Source organism: Acinetobacter sp. 148 (assembly GCF_031196675.1).
In the GTDB taxonomy this organism is placed as follows: domain Bacteria; phylum Pseudomonadota; class Gammaproteobacteria; order Pseudomonadales; family Moraxellaceae; genus Acinetobacter; species Acinetobacter baumannii.
Genome location: NZ_JAVIMT010000016.1, coordinates 1 through 1,417, shown reverse-complemented (window position 1 = coordinate 1,417; position 1,417 = coordinate 1). Strand labels below are relative to the sequence as shown.

The following is a 1,417-nucleotide window of genomic DNA, read 5'->3' as shown; positions in this document are numbered from 1 at the left end:
ATGTGGTGGTACAGGTAGAACGGATGGTGCAGCAGAGAAACTCGTAACACCGCGTCAAGTTTCTTTCTCTGGTGCAGCTGTAGGCTCATTTACTTATGATGGCTCTGTAAATTCATCATGTGTATTAACTCTGGCCAACAGTGGTGTTGTGGCGGGCACATATGCTTCGACCATTCAAATACCATCAGTAACGGTTAATGATAAGGGTTTAATCACGGGTGTTTCACAGCAGACAATTAGATCCGCTTCAACCAATCAAACTGGTGTTGTTCAATTAGCTGATGATTTAGTAAGTGATGATTCATCAAAAGCATTAACAGCCAAACAGGGTAAAAAGCTTCAGGATGAAAAGCTTGCTATAGGTCAATATGGGTTTGGAGGCATAGGTAGCAGAATTCCAGCACCTACATCTGATATTGATTTAATCAAAAGCGTTTATGGCAAAAGCCAATTTGTAAGACGTGATGAAGGTACCAGCAGTGTACCTAATTATGCTGCGGGTATTTTCGGCCATACTGAAGACACCTATTTTTATCTTGCTGCTGGTTATAGTGGTGGCGGAGTAGTCGTTTTAGCAGGGGATGGCTATGGTGTTCAGAATAATATTCAACCTACAGTTTATAAGTTAGCGACACTTTCGGATAACGTTGCATCGGCATCTAAATTATTCAACGCAAGAAATATAAGTTTCTCTGGTGCTGCAACGGGTTCTTTTAATTTTGACGGTTCTGGAAATGTTTCCTGTGTTTTAACTTTGGCTAATAGTGGAGTGGTGGCAGGGACCTACGCTTCAACTATTCAAATACCATCGATAACGGTCAATGATAAAGGGTTAATCACAGGTGTTTCACAGCAGACAATTAGATCTGCTTCAACCAATCAAACTGGTGTTGTTCAATTAGCTGATGATTTAGTAAGTGATGACCCATCAAAAGCATTAACAGCTAAGCAAGGTAAAGTTTTACAGGATAATAAGCTTGATAAAAATGCAAATGCAGTCGGTCTTCAAACTAAAGATAATCGAACATTAAAACCAAGTGAATTGTCGCAAGCTGTACAAGCATTTTTTGGGACTTTAGATTCAAATAGTAATAGTAGTTTTTTCTGTGATTATTTGACTCTTAATGGGTGGATTGATTCTTCAGGTGGACTGAAAAATGCTCTTGTTTTTAGCAAAACTGGTCAAAGTTTGCATCATTTCCAAGCTGAATATACAAGTGATACTTGGACGATTAAAAAGCAGATTGCATATACAGATTCAAGCATTTCAGGTAATGCAGCATCAGCAACAAGATTGCAGAATGCAAGACGCATTAATAATGAGTTATTTGATGGTACCAGCGACATAACGATTCTTGATAACACCAAATTTAAAGCAGATGGTCCTACAGCTAGTGTTAACGATGTAGCATGGAAT

1 pseudogene is annotated in these 1,417 nt (G+C 38.8%); it reads left to right on the top strand.

Going from position 1 to position 1,417, the window contains the following annotated elements:
- Positions 1–1,417, top strand: a pseudogene (locus RFX69_RS02590) (hypothetical protein); the annotation flags it as partial.